20 protein-coding genes are annotated in these 23,345 nt (G+C 42.7%); 2 read left to right on the top strand and 18 right to left on the bottom strand.

From position 1 onward, the window contains the following. Positions 1–300: 300 nt before the first annotated feature. Positions 301–2,001, bottom strand: a complete 1,701-nt coding sequence (locus LJE12_RS00335; RefSeq protein ID WP_227226154.1) for an AAA family ATPase — start codon at positions 1,999–2,001, stop codon at positions 301–303. A 207-nt stretch (positions 2,002–2,208) separates the two neighbouring features. Here LJE12_RS00335 and LJE12_RS00330 point away from each other — a divergent pair, with 207 nt between their 5' ends. Then, complete coding sequence (locus LJE12_RS00330; RefSeq protein ID WP_227226153.1) at positions 2,209–3,024, top strand: hypothetical protein; 816 nt, start codon at positions 2,209–2,211, stop codon at positions 3,022–3,024. A 204-nt stretch (positions 3,025–3,228) separates the two neighbouring features. Here LJE12_RS00330 and LJE12_RS00325 read toward each other — a convergent pair whose 3' ends face one another. The 9 genes from LJE12_RS00325 to LJE12_RS00285 all read right to left on the bottom strand — a co-directional run bounded on the left by LJE12_RS00325 (position 3,229) and on the right by LJE12_RS00285 (position 11,747). Continuing rightward, complete coding sequence (locus LJE12_RS00325) at positions 3,229–3,933, bottom strand: response regulator (RefSeq protein ID WP_019161280.1); 705 nt, start codon at positions 3,931–3,933, stop codon at positions 3,229–3,231. After that, a complete protein-coding gene (locus tag LJE12_RS00320) occupies positions 3,926–5,491 on the bottom strand; it encodes an ATP-binding protein (protein WP_227226151.1) in 1,566 nt (521 codons plus the stop codon). Before LJE12_RS00320 ends, LJE12_RS00325 begins: the two co-directional genes overlap by 8 nt. Positions 5,492–5,563: 72 nt before the next feature. Continuing rightward, positions 5,564–6,211, bottom strand: coding sequence for a potassium channel family protein (locus tag LJE12_RS00315; RefSeq protein ID WP_022381472.1), 648 nt, complete (start codon positions 6,209–6,211; stop codon positions 5,564–5,566). Positions 6,212–6,230: 19 nt separating this feature from the next. Beyond that, positions 6,231–7,568, bottom strand: coding sequence for a TrkH family potassium uptake protein (locus tag LJE12_RS00310; RefSeq protein WP_118613221.1), 1,338 nt, complete (start codon positions 7,566–7,568; stop codon positions 6,231–6,233). Positions 7,569–7,839: 271 nt separating this feature from the next. Continuing rightward, entirely contained in the window at positions 7,840–8,868 is a 1,029-nt protein-coding gene (locus LJE12_RS00305) for an SdpI family protein (RefSeq protein ID WP_118613219.1), read from the bottom strand. Beyond that, a complete protein-coding gene (locus LJE12_RS00300; protein WP_196801867.1) occupies positions 8,852–9,157 on the bottom strand; it encodes an autorepressor SdpR family transcription factor in 306 nt (101 codons plus the stop codon). The genes LJE12_RS00305 and LJE12_RS00300 overlap by 17 nt, the downstream gene beginning before the upstream one ends. A 266-nt stretch (positions 9,158–9,423) precedes the next feature. Beyond that, positions 9,424–10,029, bottom strand: coding sequence for a TIGR04100 family radical SAM protein (locus LJE12_RS00295; RefSeq protein WP_118613217.1), 606 nt, complete (start codon positions 10,027–10,029; stop codon positions 9,424–9,426). Positions 10,030–10,113: 84 nt separating this feature from the next. Next, positions 10,114–10,650 carry a TIGR04002 family protein gene (locus LJE12_RS00290; RefSeq protein WP_118613215.1) on the bottom strand — a complete coding sequence of 179 codons (537 nt, stop codon included), beginning with the start codon at positions 10,648–10,650 and terminating at the stop codon, positions 10,114–10,116. A 227-nt stretch (positions 10,651–10,877) separates the two neighbouring features. Then, positions 10,878–11,747 carry a pyridoxamine kinase gene (locus LJE12_RS00285; RefSeq protein ID WP_118613213.1) on the bottom strand — a complete coding sequence of 290 codons (870 nt, stop codon included), beginning with the start codon at positions 11,745–11,747 and terminating at the stop codon, positions 10,878–10,880. A 163-nt stretch (positions 11,748–11,910) separates the two neighbouring features. On the opposite strand from LJE12_RS00285, the gene pdxR reads away from it, so the two are divergent. Beyond that, on the top strand, positions 11,911–13,224 hold the full coding sequence (gene pdxR / locus LJE12_RS00280) for a MocR-like pyridoxine biosynthesis transcription factor PdxR (RefSeq protein WP_227226150.1): 1,314 nt from the start codon (positions 11,911–11,913) through the stop codon (positions 13,222–13,224). Between the two features lie 199 nt (positions 13,225–13,423). On the opposite strand, the gene LJE12_RS00275 is transcribed toward pdxR, so the two are convergent. The 8 genes from LJE12_RS00275 to LJE12_RS00240 form a co-directional block, all read right to left on the bottom strand. Beyond that, on the bottom strand, positions 13,424–14,068 hold the full coding sequence (locus LJE12_RS00275; RefSeq protein ID WP_008704797.1) for a precorrin-8X methylmutase: 645 nt from the start codon (positions 14,066–14,068) through the stop codon (positions 13,424–13,426). A 93-nt stretch (positions 14,069–14,161) separates the two neighbouring features. Next, positions 14,162–15,670, bottom strand: a complete 1,509-nt coding sequence (locus LJE12_RS00270; RefSeq protein WP_227226148.1) for a cobyric acid synthase — start codon at positions 15,668–15,670, stop codon at positions 14,162–14,164. Positions 15,671–15,702: 32 nt separating this feature from the next. Further along, positions 15,703–16,746: a pyridoxal phosphate-dependent aminotransferase gene (locus tag LJE12_RS00265; RefSeq protein ID WP_118593057.1), complete on the bottom strand. Its 1,044-nt coding sequence runs from the start codon at positions 16,744–16,746 to the stop codon at positions 15,703–15,705. A gap of 67 nt (positions 16,747–16,813) precedes the next feature. Further along, the gene (gene cbiB / locus LJE12_RS00260) at positions 16,814–17,791 is read right to left on the bottom strand and encodes an adenosylcobinamide-phosphate synthase CbiB (protein WP_118593056.1); all 978 of its coding nucleotides are present in this window, start codon (positions 17,789–17,791) and stop codon (positions 16,814–16,816) included. 100 nt (positions 17,792–17,891) lie between these two features. After that, on the bottom strand, positions 17,892–19,286 hold the full coding sequence (locus LJE12_RS00255; RefSeq protein ID WP_227226146.1) for a cobyrinate a,c-diamide synthase: 1,395 nt from the start codon (positions 19,284–19,286) through the stop codon (positions 17,892–17,894). A gap of 122 nt (positions 19,287–19,408) precedes the next feature. Then, a complete protein-coding gene (gene cobK / locus LJE12_RS00250) occupies positions 19,409–21,460 on the bottom strand; it encodes a precorrin-6A reductase (protein ID WP_227226144.1) in 2,052 nt (683 codons plus the stop codon). Next, positions 21,453–22,184: a precorrin-3B C(17)-methyltransferase gene (cobJ, locus tag LJE12_RS00245; protein WP_055053402.1), complete on the bottom strand. Its 732-nt coding sequence runs from the start codon at positions 22,182–22,184 to the stop codon at positions 21,453–21,455. Before cobJ ends, cobK begins: the two co-directional genes overlap by 8 nt. Further along, positions 22,177–23,298, bottom strand: coding sequence for a cobalt-precorrin 5A hydrolase (locus tag LJE12_RS00240; protein ID WP_173743044.1), 1,122 nt, complete (start codon positions 23,296–23,298; stop codon positions 22,177–22,179). Before LJE12_RS00240 ends, cobJ begins: the two co-directional genes overlap by 8 nt. Positions 23,299–23,345 lie beyond the last annotated feature (47 nt).

Genomic DNA, 23,345 nt, shown 5'->3' with positions numbered 1-23,345 from the left:
GGGTATTTGATTTGATAAGAAATCCGGACAGCTAAAAAGCACTGTCAGAGATATCATAATCATTTCCTGTTAAGATGTCAATTGTAAACACGGAAAAAACTCAGCATTAGAGTAAAGGATGTTACTGTTCACATACCACTATCCCGAGACATACAAGCCAAAATTCCATTGCCGCAGGCAATCTGGAATGAATTTTGGCTAAGTTACTGTGAACGGAGTGAACAGTAACTAAAGGATAACGTGACAAGACCTCATTACCGTTCGTTCTGCATCCGGTAATGAGGTCAGAATATTCTGTGTTTACTGTTTATCTATTCTCATCAAAACTTTACATTTCTTTCTGTAACAGGCGATTCCATATTTTATGATTGTATGAATTCCTTCCTGTTCCAACGCCTCAGTATATCTGATATCTATAATCTGCTGAAGTGCTTTTTCGCACTCTCCCTGAAGATTTCCGTCATCTGCATATTTTACTTCGATCACAATCCCCACATCTTCATCCTCTATACGGATCAGAATATCCCCGAATCCATCTCCTGATTCCCGATTGGACATTACTGACCAGTTCTCTTTGAATCCCAGAATCCCCAGCAGCAATCCATGATAGAAATTTTCTTTCGTTGGTTTCTGCGCAAAGGTATCTCTTATGCTGATCGTTTTCTTCATATATTCTGTAAAAATCAACTCTACTTTTTCCGGATTTTGGTTCAGCAGTGCATCACACAAATCACTGACTGTTTTTCCATCGTCCTTTACATTTTCTTTGAACATTTTCAGAATATGGTTGGTGATAATATTTCGGATTTCTCTATTGGGAATGACCAGATTATACCTGTTGCCACTGGGTTCCCCTCTCTGTGTCAGATATCCTGTCATAAAAAGTGTACTCCACAGATTGTCTATGGAAGAATATAATTCCTTATAGGTAAGCTCAGAATTAATTTCTTTCTGGACAATCCCTCCATTTACCAGCTGTTCCAGTTCCATTCTGGTCAGCTTCTGTGGTTTTCCCACACTGTCAATGAAATGACTGATCACACTGTTTCCACTTGTATTCGCCCAGTAATTCTTCGGTTCCAGCCCGGGATCTGCCAGATGATCGCTGCAGAAATTGATCACATCCCATGGACAATAAACATCCACATTTCCAAACCTGTAGCCGTCATACCACTCTTTCACTGTCTCATAATATTTTTCCTGTCCATAATACCGGAGGAGTTCCCTTACTTCCGCATCTGTAAATCCAAATGTTTCATCAAAGCTCTTATCTGTAATGGAATAAACCTTAAAGTTGTTAAGACCTGTAAAAATGCTTTCTTTTGCAATCCGCAGGCATCCTGTCAGCACTGCGAATTTCAGACTGTTGTTGGTTTTTAATGCATTCTCAAATAAATTACGGATCAGCAATACCATTTCATCATAATAGCCATTTTCATTTGCCTTTGCCAGAGGTACGTCATACTCATCGATCAGAACAATTACTTTGCTGCCATAGTGCTTTTCCAGCAATTCTGTCAGTTCACGGATACTGTACACCAGAGAATCGTTTGTCATTTCTTTTTTCTTTAACTGTGTCAGTAATTCGTGATCTGTTTCATCAAGCTCTGTGCTGTCTGAAAGTACGGATAGCCTGCGGGCTTCTTCATTGATTGTTTTTATAAGAAATCTGCGGGCTTCCTCATATGTGGCACCATTGATTCCCTTCAGACTGACAGAAACCACCGGAAATTTCCCCTGATATTCCTCACATAATTCCTGATTATCTGAAATCCTCAGCCCATCAAACAAAGTCTTATCTTTTCCAATCTCAAAAAAACTCTGGAGCATACTCATATTCAGGGATTTTCCGAAACGTCTCGGACGGGTAAACAGGTTTACTTCACCCCATCTTGTAAGCAACTGTTCAATCAGTCGTGTCTTATCTATATAATAGAAATCTTCCTGCCGCAATTTTTCAAAATTCTCAATTCCAATTGGAAGTTTTTTTAATCCTGCCATCTTATATCCCCTTCCATTTATAAAGCATACCTTATTATTGTTATCCGTCTTATTACTTTTCATAATAGCATGAATCCTACTGTAATTCCAGAAAATAATGCAACCTGTTACTATCGCAAGTGACAGTGGCAAGCGAAGTAAAATATGTAATAATATGATTGAGATACTTGCAGAAAATATTAACAGAAATGGAGGGTGATGAAAATTATGAAGATATTGAAGAAAGCAGGAGGGATTCTCCTTGTAATAATCGGAATATTCTTTTTTGTATCTGCTTTAAAGATGATCTTTGTGGATAACCCCAAAACAAAAGCAGCTCTGAAAGACGCAGTTTACGTTGATGCAGCAGATACGATCGACCCGGAAAACGATGGAAAGACAGTCATTGTATGCGGCACATTTGAGCTGACTGAACCGGCACATGATGATGAGCTTGGACTGGACTTTGACAGCATCCGCATTTCAAGTTCAAAACAGACAATGAAATTAACAAAATCTTCTTCCAAAAAGAAGGAGGCAATGACTGACGACGAAAAGAAATATGGCGTTCTGGAATGGAATTCATCTTTCAGTAGCATGCCGGTATCAGGCCAGGGGAAAATTGGAAATTATGCACTTTCGCAGGATTTTATTGATGATATTATGCTGACCAAAACCTGGGAAGATTACGACAAGGCAGCATTATCATCTGCCGGTTATACATATGTACCGGATAACACCTATACACAAAAGCATTTTATAGAACCATCGAACCAGACGACACGTTCACATAAAGAATATGATGTTCGTTATTATTATTCTGCTGCTGATTTCGAAACAGGGCAAACCGTAACTGCTATCGGCATACAGGACGGACAGACTCTCAAATCCGCACCCGGAATCACAGAGAATCTAATGAAAAATAAACTTGACCGCGATGAAGCGATCAAACAGGGCGGCACCCCAGGTGTAGGAGCCCAGATCTTTTCAGTTGTTTCCTCATTGCTGTTAATATTGGGAGGGTTCCTTCTTATTATATTATGAGAAATAAATCTATAGCAATCCTCTTAAATGCATTATTTACGAGGATTGCTATAAAAATAAGATATTGTTGTATCATCAAATCAGATGGTTGGGCGATATCCTCTGTGACATACTCCGTATCTAGTACATCGTTTTCGAAATAACTATACCAATCGCGTAGGATGCGGATTGGTATAGTTATTTACGAAACGATGTACTAGCTTTTTACTTCTCAATTCTAAGCATGCGATATCCAATGCCAATATGTGTCTGGATGTATTGCACTCCATTTTTCTCAGGCTCCAGTTTTTTTCGCAATGTTGCCATAAAAACTCTAAGAGAAGCAACGTCATTATCCGAACATCGTCCCCAAATCTGCTGTGTAATATAGGTATGTGTCAATACCTTTCCCACATTGCGGGACAAAAGACAGAGCAGCTTATATTCTATAGGTGTCAGATGCAATTCCTCTCCCTTCAGATATGTACAGCCTGCTGTATAGTCTATCTTTAATCCACCATTCTCAAAAACAGAGCTTTCTATCTGCTCTCCGCTCTGCATAACCGCAAGTCTCCTCTGGGTGACACGGATACGCGCAAGTAATTCCTCAACAGAGAACGGTTTCGTAATATAATCATCTGCTCCTGCATCCAGCGCCTCTATTTTATCTGTGTCCTCACTTCTGGCGCTGATCACAATAATCGGCATATTCGACCAGGTACGGATTTTTTTTATCACTTCTACCCCTTCCATATCAGGAAGCCCCAGATCCAGAAGAACAATATCCGGATTGTGGGACGAAGCTTCCAGAATGGCTGAAGATCCGTTTTCTGCAGCCAGATATTTATAGTCATGTGTTTTTAATGTAGTAACGATCAGATTGCGTATGGGTCTGTCATCCTCAACCACCAGAATTAATGTTTTATTCATTTAATGTCACCTCGCTTAAGGGTAAAGTAAAAGTAAAATTGCATCCATGAGGATCATGATCTGTCAAAACCAGGGTTCCTTCATGTGCTTCTATAATAGAGCAGCAAAGTGCCAGTCCAAGTCCCAGACTTCGGTGACTATCCGCAACTGTTGTTTTCCCTGTATAAAACATCTCAAAAATATGTGTTTTCATTTCTTCCGGAATTCCCGGGCCATTATCTTCCACACTTATCTGCGCTTTTCCATCTGTTTTCGTTCCCCGAATAAAGATCACAGAACCCGGCGGTGTATATTTTATTGCATTATCAATTAAATTTACCAGAACCTGCATAATAAGACGTACATCCATACGTGCAAGAACAAGTTCTTCGCAGTCTGTCACAATTTTATAATCATCATGTTTCCGGCTGATATGCCTCAGGGATTCTGCAATCACCTCATCCAGAAGCTGGTCTGTAAATTTAAATTTCAGTCTTCCGTCATTCAGTCTGGTAATGGAAAGCAGATTCTCCACAACTCCGATCAGCCATTCAGAATCATCATAGATATCGCTATAAATCTGATGTTTTGTAGCTTCGTCCAGACGGTCGCTATTGCCAAGCAGCATATCTGCATTACCGGAAATGGAGCAAAGCGGCGTACGAAGATCATGCGAAATCGCCCGAAGAAGATCTGCCCGCAGCTGTTCATTTTTGGCCATAACTGCATTTTTTTCTTTTTCTAATGCATTTTTCGCATTTTCCATTGCAAGCGCACATTCATTTATTACAGACAACAGGATGCTGTATTCAAAAGAGTCCAGTGTTTCTTTTTGCAATGGTATCCCGATCACACCGTAAACATTATCCCCGCTCCGGATTGCCAGATATAAACATTTAGCCTGAGGAAAATGGTGTGTGGACGCACCGGCATGCTGCCTGTTTTCACAGACCCATCTGGCTATCTGCTGCTCTTCTGGTATCAAAAAATCTTCTGTGTCCTCTTTTTCTCCGGAAAAAAGCTTTCCCTCTGATAAAGTTCCGTTTTCTACTACATATGCTGTAATATTGCGGTTTAATAAACGGAGAAGCTGTGTACAGGTGACATCAAGAATCTCTGTTTTCCCTTTTGCATTTTGCAGCAGACGGTCTGTATCGAACAGAATCTGTGTACGAAAAGCAAGCTGTGTAGACAGCTTTGCATGTGTTTTCAGCTTTGCTGCAAGTGCTCCCGTAAGTACGGATGAAATAAGCATTATGAAAAATGTCACCGGATAACCCACCGCATAGGTTTTAAAAGACATCCTTGGTTCTGTCAGAAAAAAACAAAATAAAAATACACTTAAGAAAGAGCCTGCCACACTGCAAAGATAGCCATCTGTCACAATCGAAGTAATCAAAACCCCCAGAATATATATGGTTACAATATTCGTATCCGTAAAATTCAGTTTCTGAAACAACAGACCAATTAAGGTGCATACCACAAATATAAATACCGTCAGAAAATAATCCTTTGCAGACGGTTTTTCCATAGACCATGTAAATGACCGTTTCTGATGATTCACATTTTTTAAACTCATCCTGTCCCCCACCTTTTTTACTGTTTTGAAAATTATATCATGGGGCTGTGTTGTGGTCAAAAGTCTTTTTTACTATATGCGGAAGCACTTCTGAAGAGCTCTGTATTCTCCCAGCACCAGTAATTTACTATTCTCTTCCAAATACGTATCCGGAGAAATTGCAATATTAAATTCTCCTTCATTTTTTACTGCCAGAATATTAATATTGTAACGCTTTCTGATATCCAGTCCGCCTACAGTTTTTCCAGTCCATTCCTCCGGCACTTCTACCTCAAAAATCGCATGGGAAGCATCCACCTCCATATAATCAAGGATATGATCATCTGTGTAACGGATAGATGCCCATTTTGCAACCTGCTTTTCCGGATAAACCACCTTATCTGCACCATTGCGTAAAAGAAATTTTTCATGGACATCACGTTCAGCTCTGGATATTACCAGTTTTGCTCCCAGTTCTTTCAGAAGGGAAGTTGTCTCAAGAGAATTCTGAAAGCTTCCTCCAATAGTCACAAAACAGATATCGTAGTTTCCAATTCCAAGGGATTGTAAAAATTCAGCATTGGTACTGTCCCCGATCTGGGCGTTAGTCACAAACGGAAGCACTTTGTCCACCCTTTCTTCCTTCCAGTCAACTGCCATAATTTCATGCCCAAGCTGATTCAGCTGCATGGCAATATGTCTTCCAAATCTTCCAAGTCCAATAATCAATACATTCTTCATGATATTACTTTTCTCCTTCTCATCCAACTGTGATTTTCTCCAGAGGAAGCTTTGCATTTCCCTTATTTCTTCCTGAGAATACTGCATAAATCAGGGTCAGGCCGCCTACGCGTCCCAGATACATCAGTATGATCAGCACAACTTGTGAAAAAACATGAAGTCCCGGTGTGACTCCCAAGGTTAGACCTACCGTGCCCACAGCTGAAGCTGCTTCATACAGACAATCCAAAAGGGGAAGACCTTCGTATACGCTGATTGCAACACCTCCACAAAAGAATAATGTAAAATAGAGCATAGCTATTGTGGCTGCATTTTTTATCACATGATACTCCAGTCTCCGTCCAAAAGCCCCTGCATTTTCCTGACTGCGAAAGGTTGCAATTGCATTCAGAATCAGTACCGTAAAAGTGGTTGTTTTCATTCCTCCTGCTGTAGAACCCGGCGAACCACCGATCAGCATTAACAGTATCATAACCGCTTTTGATGCCTCGCTCATCTCTGAAATGTCTATGGTATTAAAGCCGGCAGTTCTTGTAGTTACCGATTGAAACATGGCAGCTAACAGGCGTTCTCCTGCAGGCAGGTTTTTCAGATCACAGGCAAAGAAAAAAACTGCCGGAAAAATAATCAGACATACAGTAGTCATAAGAATAATCTTGCTTTGCATGCGGTAACGTTTAAAATTCATTTTATTCCTATAAATATCATCCCAGGTAAGAAAACCGATTCCTCCTGTGATGATCAGCAGCATAATTACCACATGTATAAGGATATTTCCAGAATACCCTGTCAAAGACGGAAAGGCATTATCTGCTGTTCCCAGAATGTCAAATCCTGCATTACAAAAAGCAGAAATAGAATGAAAGACTGCCATCCAGATTCCCTTTAAGCCATAATCTGATGCAAAAACCGGCAGCAATAACATAGCTCCTGCTGCTTCAATCAAAAGAGTCCCCTTTAAAATGAACCTTGTCAGTCTGACAATTCCTCCAACTTTAGGTGCTGAAATTGCATCCTGCATTGTACTTCTTTGCATGAGAGATATTTTTTTCCCTGAAAGAAGCGAAACCGCTGCCGCTACGGTCACTACTCCAAGTCCACCTATTTGTATAAGCGCAAGAATAACTGTCTGTCCGAATACAGACCAGTAACTTCCGCTGTCCTTTACTACAAGTCCTGTAACGCATACTGCCGAAGTGGCTGTAAAAAGTGCCTCATGAAATGGCGTCGGCACTTTGTCCAAAGAGGAAACCGGAAGCATCAGCAAAATACTTCCCAAAAGGATCACACCTGCAAATCCCAGAATAATCAGCTGAAAAGACGTCAGGTGTTTTTTCTTACACATTTTTTCCGGCATAAATGATCATAACTCCTTACTAATGATTCTATAGCAATATCTTCATAATGCGTTTTATTATATACAATTGCTTTCAAAGATAGTATAAAAGTCTATGATTCCGTATTAAGATTGTATAAAGACAGTCAATACTTTTACACAAGACGTATCAGCATATGGCATAATCCTATTGATGTAGAACTGTCTGTTTATCATAGAAATCACCTTCATGGTTCCATGATACCCGCAATACCTGTTATTTTGCTACTTGTCTGATTCGATTAAACACACACTAATTCATCTGACATTTCTCTCTGAGAGTGTCATAAATTTTCTTTGTTTCTGATTCATCTGCGCCATTTACCACCAATATTTTTCCGCCTATATCCATAACTACATATGAGTGGCAGGATGCATGGGTGTAGCGGATATAATCTCCATAAATATCATTTCTGAAATTTCCCATACCATACTTCAGGTTTCCCATACCATTTGTTCTGCGATCATTCCCATTTTGAAATAAATTTTCTTTGTATGAGATACTGTCAATCTGCTCATAATCCACTGTATAATCACTCCATCCCTGTGCCTCAACAGTAAAATCATTATCATGGAAACTGATATCAATACCACCCCAGAACAAAGTCCATATAGTAAATATTATGACAAAAACTGATACGATTACATATATCACGATTGTCTTCTTGTTATACTGGATTTTTAATTTTTCTCCGGCTGCCATTTTTTTCTTATAAAAAAGATAAGAATAAAGAATGCTGACAATTGCAGCAGCCATAATGCTCACAATATACAAAACCAAAGCAGCAATGCTTTCTCCAAAAAGGCCGCAAAGCATACATAAGACACCTGATGCCACCCATAATTTTCCACTGAATCTATGAGTTGCACTCCAGTTTTCTTCATCCTGCAATGTCCATACAACCCTGATTCCTATGGTGTTATTCTGTTTCACCTTTGGCAAATAATTTCCTATGATCATAAACAGTAATCCTGTTCCAAAGTAAATTACTGCCATAAACAGATTCTCACTGTCCGCATCCATACTGATCAGTCTTGCCATACCATTATAGATTAACGCGGTAACAGGTATCATCCATATGACCATCCCTATAACCTTGCTGCTCTGCTGTCTGTTCCTGTTGTCATAAAAGATGATTGTCACCAGTATACAATCTGTCACTACAAAAAACACGTTTATCCATATGCTCTGCGCCATCGTAAAACCCACCAAAATTCCTGCAAGCATTACCAGTACAGAACAGATCAATGTACCTTTATATTTTTTAATCATTTCCTTCATAATCCGATACCCCCTTTAAGTCTGTGATCCACAACATAACATCCTCCAATACAGAAGTATTTAGTTCGTAATAAATAAATTTTCCTTCCCTTTTGCTCCTGATCAGATCAGCATCCTTTAATATTGCCAGATGTCTGGATATAGACGCCCCCGTCACTGAAAAATGTTCACATATCTCTCCTGCAGAAAGCCGTCCGCCCTTTAACAAATTTAGAATCTCACGTCGTATTGGATCTGCCAGTGCTTTCAATGTATCCTGTAATCCCAATAGTTCATCACAGCCTTTCATTTAACATTTAACCTAATTGTTAAATATAATATAGTATAAAGAATATCATATGTCAAGTGCACTCTCTTATTGCTTATTACTTATTACTTTTTGCAATTTTCGAAGAAGGGGACTTCATCCTGCCCGGAAGGCTTTTTATGTTATAGAAACATTACGGAGTAATTTCCTATAACATAAAAAATAAGCAGCCACACACGGTAAGGTGCATGACTGCTGTAGTTTTCAGACAAACTCAAAAGTCAAAAACAGAAATTTTCTATTCTGTATCACGGTGAATATTTTCTTACTCTTAACGGAATCCCATTCTGAGCAGCCAGGATTTTACTCTGCTCTACTTTTTCCTCGCCAATCACATCTACAACTGTGAAGCGTACATCATCAAGATACTGCTTGCAGTCTCTTGCAAATTTCAGCATGGCGTCAAAGGACTTCTCGCCGTATGCTGGACTGACTACTTCATTGTAGGAAGCTGCATCCGGCATATTCAGGCTGATGGATATACTGTCTACAGCTTGACAGATTTCTTCTGCAGTAGAACGTTTGTGGATCAGATCAGATAAGCCGTTGGTATTCAGCCTGATCCGGAATGGGTATCTTTCCCTGATATATTTGCTTACTGCTATAAGGTTCTCAAGAGCCATGGTCGGTTCTCCGTATCCGCAGAAAACCACTTCATTACAGTCTGAAAAATCAAACTCATCAATGGCTTTGTAAATCTCTTCCAATGCAGGTTCATGTTCAAACCAGAGATTGGATGCCTCACCGATGGCATCCTCTGTATTTCGGATGCAGAAAGTGCATCTGCATGGACATTTATTGGTGATGTTAAAATACACCTGGTTTTTATATCTGTATATGATATCTGTTGTCATTTTATATTCTCCTCAGTGTCAAGCGGATAAAATCATCCGCTTCACTACTTGATCCGGTTAAATTCAGTTGTTTCATTTTTCGTATTATTTCGCAATATTCGTCTTAAATCCGATTTTATCAAGTGCAGTACCGATGATCACAAACATAATGGCACTTCCACCTGACTGTACAATACTTCCGCTGACAGAGGTAAAGAAGGATACTGTAAATCCAAACATAATTCCTTCTGCAATATAGTATCCTGTTGCTGAGATGGCAAATGCAAGGAATAATGCAACTACATTTCTCTTTGTGACCAGCTTTGTTCCCTTAGAAGAAAATGGAAGACAGATCAGCATTTTGATAATTATGGTTGCAGGCGCCCATACAGGTGCTGTCAGAAGATCTGCCAGGCCACCTCCGATCGCTCCTGCCGCACATGCGTAAGGTAGTGGCAGAAATGCTGCTGCCAGATAGATCATCGTGTCGCCCAGATGTACATATCCTCCGTTCACCCCTACCGGAATGTGGAAAATATAAGCTGTCATTAAAGTAGTCAATGCTGCCATTACCGCTGTGGCTGTGATCCTTTTCACTGTATCGGCCGTTTTGATGTTTTCTTTTGCTGTTAATTCAGACATAATATGGTCCCTCCTGTTATATATTTTACTTAACTGTCCGGCATTTGGTATCTAGTACATCGAATATTAAGTAACTGCTATATTGACTTGTCTGATTTTTCATCTGCGGCGTTGTCGTCAATCGCCGTAGCCACCGCTACGCCTCATTCCTCCGCCTTGCAGATGAAGAAATCATCCTGCGTCAATATAGCAGAAACTTAATTTTCGATGTACTATGATTTCCTGTCTTATATCTGTGTCAGTATCCCCAGATATTTTTCAAAGCAGACTCCGTCATTTCTGTCAGTTCCTTCTTCCACTGCATCGTGAATAGCTCCGCTCAGAAATTCAACAGCCTTCTCCACACATGCTTTCATGGGAATCCCTCTCACCATTCCCGCACTCAGTACAGATGCCAGAAGATCTCCTGTTCCGGAATAACTGCCGCCCTCTTTTACAGAAAAACACCAGTCTGCTTTTTCTTTCTCCAGAACCAGATTTCCCATTCGTGCTCTGCCGTCACTGCCGGACACCTCTACTCCTGTGATCACAATTGCTTCCAGCCCAAAACGCTGAGTCAGTTCTCTGCCGGATGTTTCTATTTCCTTAAGCAACTGTGTTTCTTCCATATCAGAAAACACTTTCACTCTTTCTTTCATTCCGTCTTCTCCATACAGAAGAAGAAGTGCCTCTGTCATGTTCGGCGTAATCACTGTAGCTTCTCTGACCAGAGTCCGCATTTTTTCACAGAGAGTCTCTGAATAGGTTTTGTATGTTTCCCCTCTGTCTCCCATAACCGGATCAACCAGGATATGTGTTCCCTCTGTGCAGAACATATCTACAAATTTCAGGATCAGATCCACCTGTCTGGCATCTCCCAGAAATCCTGTATAAACACCATCCGGTGTAAATCCCGTTTTTTTCCACTCATCCATGATCAATTCCATCCGGTCTGTATAATCATCCCAGAAATAAGATCCATATCCTGTCTGATTACTCAATATTGCGGTAGGCAGCGGACAAGCCTGGACTCCCATGGCAGAAATTACAGGAATCGCTGCTGTAAGAGAGCATTTCCCCAGACCGGACAGATCATGAATTACTGCAATTTTTTTCAATTTTTTATTCCTCTTGCTTTCTTTTATGCTTTGTATTAATATAGCATCACAGTGGATATATGAATATAGCCAGATTTAATGTTTTTTTAAGGGTCAGTTTATTTTTAACCCTATAGCAATTCAAGAATGCCATCAGCATGTTTGAAGGATCGGAGTTTTACATATGGAATTGATTTTAGATAAGAATAAAAAAAAGGAGCACCTGTATCTGGAGGTGTTCCACTATTACAGGGAACTTATCATGGAGAAAAAGCTCCCGCCCGGAAGCAGGATGCCCTCCCTCCGAAAATGTTCACAGGAACTAAAGCTGAGCCGCACTACCATTGAAAATGCCTATCTGCAGCTGGCTGCGGAGGGATATATTATTTCCAAAGCCCAGAGCGGATACTATGTGACAGATATAGCTGACAGACAATACACATCTGTCAGAAAAACAGAGAAACATACTCAGACACCTTGCCGGTTTGATTTTGCTTCTTCAGGAGTAGATCGGGAGAGTTTCCGTTTTGACCTTTGGAGACGTTATATCAAAAGCGCCCTTCGCCAGGATGAACGATTACTGTCTTATGGAGAGCCTCAGGGTGAGGCTGACCTGAGAGATACACTTGCCGATTATGTGAGAGAACGTAGAAACGTGCTATGTAGTGGGGAGGATATTGTGATCGGTGCAGGTATTCAGAGTCTTTTGCACATCCTCTGCCCGCTCCTTGAGCAACGCCAGACTGTTTCTTTTCCCAATCCTTCCTTTGTACAGGGAAGCACTGTGTTTCATGACTATGGATTTCAGGTAGATTACAGGAATAAGGACTGTGATATTATTTATGTTTCTCCTGCACATATGACAAAATGGGGTGATATTATGCCTGTTTCCAGACGCCTGGAGCTGGTGAATTACTCTGCTGCACATGGCAGTCTGGTCATTGAGGATGATTTTGAAAATGAATTTGTGTATCTGCAGAAGCCGACCCCTTCTCTTTTTGGTCTGGCAGGCGGTCAGAATGTGGTGTATCTGGGAACCTTTTCCAGACTTCTGCTGCCCTCCATCCGTATCAGTTTTATGGTCCTGCCTCCAGAGCTGTCTGCACTGTACAGAAAAAAAGCAGACCAATATAATCAGACAGCATCAAAGGCAGAGCAGATTGCTCTGTGCCAGTTTATCCGGGATGGTCACCTGGCAGCACAGACCCGTAAGCTGAAACGTCTGTATTCTGTAAAGCTGAAAGCACTCCGCAGTGCTGTGCGGGAAGTATTTGGAAAAGATTCCCAGATCCAGACCGGAGCCGCAGGTACCAGCCTGGCCCTGACTCTGTCCACAACTCTTACCTGGCAGGAGCTTCAAAAAAAGGCACAGACCAATGGTCTGCGCCTGCAGCTTCTGAGAGAGGCTCCCGGTAAGATTACCCTGATCCTCTCCTGCTCATCCATGCCTGTGGCAGATTTCGTCCCGGCATGTAAGCTGTTAAAAAATATTATTTAACTCAGCTTTTCCAGCTGAGATTTTCAAAGCCTTCCTTGATTGTCGCATCTTCCATAGAGGAAATCCAAAGCCGTTCAAACGGCTTTGTTTCCTCACTTTCGATTTTTGAATTGTGCAACAAGTTGCTGCACAATTTCACAATTCATTTCTTACTTAACAATAATACGGAGTTTACCTTCTTCTTTTGTTTTCTGGTATCTCAATACCCTCTGTTATTATCAATCATATAAAGCAATGCATTACAGATACATGCGGCAACATTGCTTCCGCCCTTTCTTCCTCTGGCTACAATATAAGGTACGTCTGCCTGCATGATCAGTTCCTTGGACTGAACCACGTTTACAAAGCCTACCGGCACACCGATGATCAGCTCAGGATCCAGCTTGCCATCCTCAATCAGTTCATAGAGACGTACCAGCGCAGTGGGGGCATTTCCGATAGCAAAGATCAGCTTCTTTCCCATGGCAGCAGCCTTATCCATGCTGGCTGTAGCTCTTGTGGTTCCGTTGGCTTTGGCTGTGGCAGCTACGTCCTCGTCAGAGATAAAGCAGAATACTTCTCCGCCGTAACGGGAAAGGACTCTCTTGTTGATCCCGGACTCTGCCATGTGTGTATCTGTCACAATGCAGGCACCGTCTTTGATAGCAGCAATTGCTTTCTCAACTGCATTCTCAGAGAAACAGAGATTCTCTGCATAATCAAAGTCTGCGCTTGTGTGAATACATCTTTTTACGATCAGCTCTGTTCCGGGAACCAGCTTTTTATCTCCAAGTTCCTCTGTGATGATCTCAAAGCTGCGTTTCTCTATATCCATTGGTTTTACATTCTCCAGTTCTACTTTCATTCCTTATCTCCCAAATTCCATAAATTCCCGTATACAATAGTTACATCTATCACTCATTGGCTTATCTAGTATGGCTCACCATACAGTTCCGGATCAGATCCCCTGCTCCAGAATTTCGTAGATTTTCTTCATATCCAGATGTTTTCTCAGTTCTGCTGCCAGAATATCATACTGGGTTTCTTTAAATGCTGCAAAATCAATTCCTGTCATCTGAGATACATCGATTCCCTTTTTCTCACCCAGGACACGTACAACAGCCTCTGCCACATCTTCCCTGTCAAAAACTCCATGGACATAGGTTCCACAGACATTTTTACAGTATGCACCGTCTTCCTTACATTCTCCTGACACCTGATCTTCAATGGATACACTGTGTCCGGCCTCGCCTTTTAACACAGTTTCTCCCATATGGATCTCGTAACCCTCCAGTTCTGTGCCGGAAAGTGCCTGAAGCTCTCCCCCGAGTTCCAGGAATCTGCCGGAAACTCTGGTTCTGGTTTTCTTTTCTGCAAAAACAGTATCCATAGGAAGCAGTCCCATTCCCTTGATGGTTCCTCCGGCTTCCACATGATGAGGGTCACTTAAGGTCTCACCCAGCATCTGATAACCACCACAGATTCCAAAGATGATCTTACCCTTTGCAGCTTCCTTCAAAACTGCAGCTTCCAGACCATTAGCCCGCATCCACAGCAGATCTTCCATTGTATTTTTTGTTCCTGGAAGGATAATCATATCCGGATTTTTCAGTTCACTGACATGCTGTACATATCTCAGGGAAACTCCCGGGATACTTTCCAGTGGATTAAAATCTGTGAAATTGGAGATTCTTGGCACCCGGATTACCGCAATATCAATAAGATCCACTTCCTGTTTTCTGTCAAATCTTTCTGTGAGGCTGTCCTCATCCTCCACCTGAATATCCAGATACGGAGCCACTCCCACTACAGGGATATGGCTTCTCTCCTCCAGCATCTGCACTCCCGGATCAAGGATGGTCTTGTCGCCGCGGAATTTGTTGATGATCAGACCCTTTACCATCTCTCTTTCATCCTCTTCCAGAAGCTCCACTGTACCGATCAGCTGTGCGAAAACACCGCCTCTGTCAATATCTCCCACCAGAAGTACCGGTGCCTTTGCCATCTTTGCCATTCCCATATTTACGATATCTTCTGTTTTCAGATTGATCTCTGCCGGGCTTCCTGCTCCCTCGATCACAATGATATCATTTTCTGATGCCAGTTTATCATAGGCTTTCATAATATCCGGCACCAGCTTTTTCTTATATTTAAAATAGTCTCTGGCACTCATGGTTCCCAGGACTTCTCCGTTTACGATCACCTGGGAGCCTACATCATTGGTAGGCTTCAGAAGAATGGGGTTCATCAGCACAGAAGGCTTAATTCCGGCTGCCTCCGCCTGCATCACCTGAGCTCTGCCCATCTCCAGCCCCTCTTCTGTAATAAAAGAGTTCAGTGCCATATTCTGGGATTTAAAGGGCGCCACCCTGTATCCATCCTGTTTAAAAATCCTGCAAAGCCCTGCTGCCAGAAGGCTTTTTCCTGCATTGGACATTGTCCCCTGCACCATAATTGCTTTTGCCATTTTTTGTTTCCCCTTTTCTCCTGTATAAATACTTATGAAAGCACTTCTTCCAGTATCTCTATCAGCTTTTCATTCTGTTCATGCAGCTTCACTGCCACACGGTAATATCCTTTTTTCAGCCCCGGATAGTTACTGCAGTCCCGGATCAGGAACCCCTTTGCAACACATCTTTCAAAGAGCTCCTCAGGTCCGTAAAAGAATATATAATTTGCTTCAGAAGGATATAACGTCAGCCCAAGCTGTCTCATCTTTTCCTTCATCCATGCAGATTCACGGAAAATGATCTGCCGTCCTGCTTCCACATATTCTGATTCCTTTAGTGCTGCCATTCCTGCCTGCTGTGCCATGGTAGACACATTCCAGGGCTGGGTGACTGCCTCCATCCGGTCAAGTACTTCCCCGTCCGAACAGAATCCATAGCCCAGCCGCACACCGGGGATCGCATATCTTTTGGTAAATGCCTTAAGAATAAAAAGTCCCGGATATTTTTCCAGTTTTCCCTTCAGCGTATGTTTCTCCGGATCTTTTACAAAATCTAGGAAGCACTCATCTACTACCATAAATATTCCCTGCATGGCACAGGTTTCCAGGATTTCTTCCAGAAGGTCCTGAGGTATGGTGATCCCTGTAGGATTATTGGGATTACACAGGAAAATAATATCCGGCTTTTCTCTTTTCAGAACATCCGGATAATCTTTCTGTATACAGAAATCATTTTCCTCTTTCAGATAATATCTGCTGATCTCACAGCCAACACTGACCAGTGCCTGTTCATACTCCGCAAAGGTAGGAGCAGGAAGAAGGGCCTTCTTTGGATTCAATGCCCTGCTGAGGGAAAAAATAAGGTCTGCGGCTCCATTCCCGCAGATTAGATATTCTTTTTTTGTATGTTCATAATCTGCGATTGCCTCTTTCAGAGGTCCGCATCCTACACGGGGATAATCACTCAGGTCCTCTACACTGTCTATGATCGCCTGCTTTACACTCTGCGGTGTTCCCAGCGGATTACAGTTTGCAGAGAAATCCAGACAGTGATCATATTTATAAACATCACCGCCATGTATATGTTTTGTCATCAGTTGTCTCCTGTCTTACTATACATGTTTTATATTAATAACTATTCAGCAATCCACGTTACCGGAATTATAAAAAGAAACAATATCGCACCGCGCTTCCGATCAGAAGAAATATCACAGCCCCCAGGATCGCTGTTGCATAAAGCAGGCGATTGGAACGTCTGATATCCTCCACCTCCACAGGGCGGATTCCATCTCCTATGGTTGGTTTCTCATAAAGCTTTCCGAAATAGTAAGCATTGCCTGCAAGCTGTATCTCCAGCGCACCTGCCATTGCTGCCTCTGTCTGTGCAGAGTTGGGGCTGGCGTGATTTCTTCTGTCTCTGCGGTAGATCTTCGCTGCATTTTTCACATCCATTTTTACAAATGCAGAGGCTGCCACCATCAGCCATCCTGAAAGTCTGGCTGGAATATAATTGGCCACATCATCCAGTTTTGCAGCGCAGCGGCCAAAATACAGATATTTATCATTCTTATAACCCAGCATGGAATCCATGGTATTGATTCCCTTGTAAAGAAACATCAGCCACACTCCGCCGATTGCCATATAAAGCATCGGTGCTATAACACCGTCTGAAGCATTCTCTGCCACAGTCTCTACTGCCGCCTTTGTAACACCCTCCTCTGTCAATGACTGGGTATCACGGCCTACGATCATAGATACTGCATAACGGGCCTCATCCAGAGTCCCGTTTTTCAGTCTGTCATAGACTTTCATGCTCTCTGTTTTCAGAGATTTCGTTGCCAGAAGCTGATAGCACCAGAAGGTTTCCAGTGCGAATCCCGCCCATACTGAGATTCCATAGAGAATGTGCAGGATCAGAAATGGGATTCCACCGCTTAACAGACAGACAAGGATCACTTCCACTGTACCTGCAGCCAGTTCGCCCTTATCTGTTTTCGGAAAAATCTTTCGGAGTATTTTTTCCAGAAATGCGATCAGATTTCCGATCAGACATACCGGATGATACAGCCATCTGGGATCTCCTATCATAAGATCAAGTATGAAGCCTGCTGCAAGGGCAGGCATACTGTAATATAACATAATTATAAAACTCCTTGATGCCTTCCGGATGTTTCAATATTTCTGAAACGCCCGGAATTCGGTAATTTACTACTATTTTACCACCTCTAAATCCGGCTCATTATTCTTTTGAATTATGATATTCCAGACATTTCATGAGAAAAGCCCTGGGAATCTGGGGATTTCCATAATAATAGATATGAGGATATCCTGCCAGCAGGTTACTGCTGCTGTGCATACAGTCCCATCCTCTTTTGCTCATAGGCTTCGCTGCATGGAAATCACTTCCACAGTTCTCTGAATCAAAATAGTGGAATTCATGAGCCGGAATCTCACCGATCTCCTCTGCACTTCTGCCGAAAACAGGCTTCCCGGCAGTTAATGTGATATATCCAAATCTGGTCAGTCTGGGAGTGCGGAAACATTTTCCGGGGATCACTCCGCAGGTTTTCCGGAACACTCCGCCCATATCCTCCATCTGCTCATGAAGATACATAAAGCCTCCGCATTCTGCCATACATGGCATGCCCTGTTTAACTGCCTGTGCAATCTCTTCTTTCATGGATGCATTGCGTTCCAGTGCCTCTCCATTTAATTCCGGATAACCGCCATAAAGAAGAATCCCATCCAGATCTGCAGGAAGATGTTCATCATGAACTGGCGAGAAATCAACCAGCTCTGCCCCCATTTCCTGAAGGAGACGAAAATTGTCTTCATAAAAGAAACAAAAGGCTTCATCCTTTGCCACTCCGATACGCAGCTTCTGTGGCAGACAATATCCATATGTCTTGTCTTTCTGTATCAGAGATTCCGGCACCTGCAGCTCCTCTGCATTTTGGGCAAGTGCAAGGATCCTGTCGATCTCCAGTGTATCTTCCAATATTCCGGCCAGCTTCTGCAAGCGTTCCCTCAGATCAGAAATCTCCTCAGGAAGCACAAGACCCAGATGACGGCTCTCGATCACACAGTCCTCTACCTTTGGCACATATCCAAGAACCTCCACCTCAAGCTGTTCTTCCACCAGCTTCTTCATTCTGGGATAAAGCATGGGAGACATCTGGTTAAAGATCACACCTTTGATATGGCTTTTCTCTTTGTACTCCATAAAACCTTTAATATAAGCTGCCAGGGAAATACTCATCCCTCTGCTGTTTACCACAAGGATGACCGGAGTATCTGTAGTATCTGCCAGGTCATAGGCGCTTGCTTTCGTGGATATTCCACCCACGCCGTCATAATAGCCCATAACACCTTCCATTACTGCAATATCACAGTCTGCTGCATTTTTTCCAAGCAGGTATCGGGTTGTCTCGGCATCTGTAAAAAAGGTATCCAGATTACGGGATTTCGTCCCGATGACTCTGGAATGAAACATGGGATCTATATAATCCGGTCCGCATTTAAAAGATGCCACTTTCATTTTTCGATTGACCAGTGCCTGCAGAAGTCCGCAGGTGATCAGTGTTTTGCCACTGCCGCTGGCTCCTGCCGCAAGAAGTATTCTTGGAATATCCATCCCTGTTCTCCTCTGTTTCTGTCCTATATTTTTTCAACAATTTCAGGGCATTCCAATCTATTAACTGTTAATCTGTATTTCCTTAACTGTTAATTTGTAATCCCTGATATCTGCATCATTTGTTATTTTCCGGGATTCTGAAGTGTAATAATATAAATGGGATTCTCTCCCATCATCATATGATAACGTCCGATTGCTTTTGAACGTGCCGCACCAAGCTGCACGATTTCATTTTCTTCAAATCCAAACTCTTTCGCTGTTTCCAATGCTTCAGACACAGTTTCAAGAGTGATACAGTTGATCACGATCCGGACCTGAGGGTTCTTTTCAACCAGCAGCTTCACGATCTCTTTCAGATTTCCTGACGAGCCTCCGATAAAAGCATGGGTTGGTGCCGGAAGATCTGTCAGAGCCTCCGGTGCAAGTCCTTCCACGATCTCCAGATTATCCGCTGCAAATTTCACCTTATTCCGGTGGATCAGTTCAACTGCTTCTTCCTTTTTCTCGATTGCCCAGACCTGTCCCTGATGAGCACGAAGTGCCATCTCTATTGACAGTGAGCCTGTTCCTGCGCCCACATCATAGCAGACGGAATCAGCGGTCAGACGCAGTTTGGAAAGGGATACCGTACGCACCTCTTCCTTTGTCATAGGCGCTTTGCCTCTGATAAATTCCTCATCTCTGATCCCATGCGTCTCCAGACGTGTTCCTGCATTTTCATTTACTGCACAGATGACGGACAAAGGATCACCCTTATATTCTGTCAGTTCGCTGGCAGGCTTTGCAAAAATCTTCTCATTTTCATAGGACAGATTTTCTCCCACATAAAGAAGCACATCACCCATCCCGTATTTTACCAGTTTCTCTGCCAGAACTGCTACACCGTCTGAAGTTCCGAGTATGGAAAAAACTTTCTCTGTATAACAGATATGTGAGATAAGATTACAGCCTCTTCCATGTGCACTGACGATTTTGGCATCATCCCAGGACAATCCTATTTTGGACATAAAATATACAACTGAGGAAATCCCGCACTGAATCTCTATCTCTGTATTATTTTGTGCTGAACTATCCCGTTCTTCCTCACTCTTCTCTGATCCGTTCTTTCTCTGTACTCTCAGATCCGCACTGTCCTGACACAGTACTTCCAGAAGTTTTCTGGCTCCACTGTAGAATCCCACATCTCCGGAAAGGACGATCACAATATTGTCATACTCCGGGTGTGCATCAATATAATCCCTGATCTCCCGGCTTCTGTATTCCACAAACACATCCTGTCCCGGACGTTTCACAGAATCCACCATCCTCCTGGCACCGATCAGAAGATCCGCCTGATCCAAGCTGTTCTTCCCCTGGACAGTAAGAAGCTTTTGACTTCCCATTCCAATTCCCAGCAATGTAATATGCGGTCTGTGGGCTAAGCTGAAATGTTCTGTAAGAAATCTCTTACATTCTCTCACAGACATTCCTTCCTCCTTCAGAGGACGCCCGATGATCACAGGAACTGCATCACATTCCAGGGCAGCATCAATCTTATCCTGAAATCCACCTGCTTTTCCTGTATCCTTTGTGACCAGATATCTGCAGTCATACTGTCTGAGCATTGCAGCATTCAGCTCTCTGGAAAAAGGCCCCTGCATTCCTATCAGATGTTTTCCCTCAAATCCCAGCTCTGCACAGGCTTTCATCACATTGGGCAGAGAAAGGACTCTTGCATAAAGACGGTTCTGATAATCCTTCATGCCTGTGAAGCCGGCCAGCTCCTTGCTTCCTGTTGTCAGCAGTACATTTCCCCGGGTCTGATCCAGATAATCTGCAGCCGCCTGAACACTGTCCACATATACTGCTCTGTCCTCATGTTCTCCTGCTTCTCTCAGCACCCTGTAATATGCTGTCTGCGTATTTTCACAGGCTGTCCTGATATTTACAGTCACCTCAGCAGCATAAGGATGGGTGGCATCCAGCACCATTTCCGGTTTCTCCTGTAAAAAGACCTCTTCCATGTCCGCTGCATCCAGTCTTCCGGTCTGAACAGTGAGAAATTCATTTTCTGTAAGAGATTTGCTACCATATTCTGTGGCAACAAATCCCTTTGTCTCTATCTTATGATCTGCCAGAAACCGACAGATTTCGTATCCTTCTGTTGTTCCCGCAAAAACAAGAACTTTATACATTCCTATATCCCCTCGGTGTTACCATCTTATTGCTGATTTCCTTTGTCTGAGAATTACCGATAAATACTGTGGTAAACATATCCACCTGTGTATCTCTCAGTTCTTTTAATGTCATTACATGAGCTTCCTCGCCGTCTCTTGCGATATTGGAAACTGTTCCGCAGATGGTATCCGGTGATTTGTATTTCATCATCAGATCACAGGCTTTCTGCAGGTAATCATGACGTTTTTTACTTGACGGATTGTAAAGGCATACAACAAAATCTGCCTGAGCTGCTGCCAGAAGTCTTGCCTCTATCTTTTCCCATGGTGTGAGAAGGTCACTTAAGCTGATCAGACAGAAGTCATGGATCAGAGGTGCACCCAGAACAGCAGCTCCACCTGTTGCAGCTGTCACACCCGGAATGATCTCCAGTTCTGTTTCCGGATAATTGACACCAACCTCATACATCAGACCTGCCATACCGTAAACCCCGGCATCACCGCTGCAGATCATGGAAACAGTTTTGCCTTTCTTTGCCTCTTCAAAAGCAAGGACACAGCGGTCCACTTCCTTTTTCATTGGTGTAGTCATAAATTCTTTTCCCGGAAAATATTCCTTCACCAGGTCTACATATACGGTATATCCGATGATCGCATCACTTTCATTCATGGCGCGGATCGCTTTTCCTGTCATCTGGTCATAAGCTCCCGGTCCGATTCCGATTACATATATTTTACTCAAAATGTATCCTCCATTCCCTGGCAGCCACTGCTGTGGTCACACCATTTTCTCCTGTTTTTCTCTGCCGCAGCCTGCCATTTCCACTGGCAAGGACTGCACTTCTCTCACAGACATTATCCACACCTGTGATCTTTTTTACAAAAGGTGAGGGAGTAAATTCTCCAGGCACCTGTTTTAATTCTTCTTCTGTATAAGTCACAAAAGGAATCTGCCAGTCCTGTGACAATGACAGGATTCCCTTTTCTTCTTTCTTCAGATCGATGCTTGCGATCTGCTCAAATGCTTCTTTATGAAATCCGGATCTGTCCAGCACCTTCTGCGCTGCCTCTGCGATTCCACGGGCATCCTTGTCTTTCCTGCAGCCCATACCCAGAGTCAGACATTTCGGAACTACCTGTGTGGTAGAAATAAAAGGATTACAGGAAGTATGTACTGTAACCGCAACTCCGCAGTCTATATTCGTACAGTCTGTCCCTGTTCCATTAAAATCAGAGCTTTTCTGTGTTTCCTCTTCTGATCTGTCATCCGTACTGTTGACAGGATTCCCATATTCGTCACACCGGACCAGCCCCTCCGGCAGTTCGCCGTCCGTCGGAAACTCACTGTAAAATCCAACTTTCTTTCCTGCCAGAAGTGCAGCAGAGACTTCCTTTGCTGCTTTCATGTTAAAAATATTGCAATTGTTTTTCTTTGCAAAAACATCTACTGCAAAACGGTGATGCAGGTCTGTGGCTGTTGTGACCACTGGTATTGCTTCCAGAATTTCTGCTGTTTTCAGCGCCAGTTCATTGGCACCGCCCAGATGTCCGGACAGAAGGGAAATGACAAACTTTCCACATTCATCTACAACCAGCACCGCAGGGTCTGACTTCTTTGACGCTACATAAGGCGCAATGCTGCGGACGGCAATTCCGGTGGCACCGATAAAGATCAGTGCATCTGAATCAGAAAATTTCTCTCCTGCCCATGCAGAGGTACTGATCTGAATAGAATCCAGAAGATATTTACTTTTTTTATCCAGTTCTGCTGTCATACCGGCAGCTTCCAGCCCCCGGCATAATCTCTCCCCGGTCTGCTGACCGGTAAGGCTGAAGCATATAAGTGCAACCTTCACTGTTATATTCCTTCTCTTTCTCCTGTTTACAGTAATCTCATAAACGA

The organism is Blautia sp. DFI.6.71 (assembly GCF_020593585.1).
Classification (GTDB): Bacteria; Bacillota; Clostridia; order Lachnospirales; family Lachnospiraceae; genus Blautia_A; species Blautia_A wexlerae.
This window is presented reverse-complemented; position numbering and strand designations above follow the sequence as displayed.